Annotated in this window: 1 protein-coding gene; it reads left to right on the top strand. The window is 35.1% G+C overall.

The features are described 5' to 3' along the window. On the top strand, nt 1-668 hold a 668-nt coding region (locus tag HMPREF2613_RS06295), incomplete at its 5' end, for an oligosaccharide translocation protein RFT1 (protein ID WP_070479759.1). Nucleotides 669-801 lie beyond the last annotated feature (133 nt).

The following is an 801-nucleotide window of genomic DNA, read 5'->3' as shown; positions in this document are numbered from 1 at the left end:
GTAGAATAAAGGGACCGGTTCCTCTTTGGGGGGTGTTAAATGGGATTTTTATTTTATATCCCTTGGTATTTACAGGATTTTGGCTTGCAGGATTAAGAATTTTAAAAAATCCTGCCTTACATCAAGGTTTGATTATTACAGGGATTGTTGTTTGGATTTTAAATCTGGTTTTTCTTTTGGATCTTAAGAGAGGAATTTTAACTAGCTTTGGAACCTATCTCATGTATCTGACTGGTCATGTTTATGCCATCATTGCTTTCAATAGTTTGAGTGGAGACCATAGTTTTATTGGATTAAAACTATCCCTTCCTTTTATCCAATCCATTATTGTAATAGTCGTCATGAGCTGCTTAGTCGATTTGGACTCTGAAGAAATTATCTCACAGAAAGCCAGCAAATTTATGGTTAATTTTTTACTCGCTCCTCCACTTATTTTATCGTGTGTATGTATATTTTTAGCGATGATTGGATACGATTATTTTATGGGATGGGGAATGTCTTTATTATCAATGGCTTTCGGACAAGCTGTGTACTTACCTTGGTTTCATATTATCTACGCATACCAACACCGTCATGATGTTGAGGAAGAGACTTCAATCAAGCATATAAAAGTAAACCCAGATCTGATTTCAAACAGAGAATTTGACAGAGATAGGTTTAAAAGGTAAAGTTTTAAAAGGCATGAGAGGATGGTTTAAATGATACTGGAACGAATTAAAAAAACGTTTGAACTTCAAAGAAGGAGTGTCCACGGACCAGTTGCTCTGTGGGGGGTATTAAATGGGATTTTTATTTTATATC

Source organism: Streptococcus sp. HMSC070B10, assembly GCF_001808665.1.
GTDB lineage: Bacteria > Bacillota > Bacilli > Lactobacillales > Streptococcaceae > Streptococcus.
The sequence above is the reverse complement of the archived record's forward strand: the minus strand, read 5'-3'. Positions and strand labels throughout refer to the sequence as shown.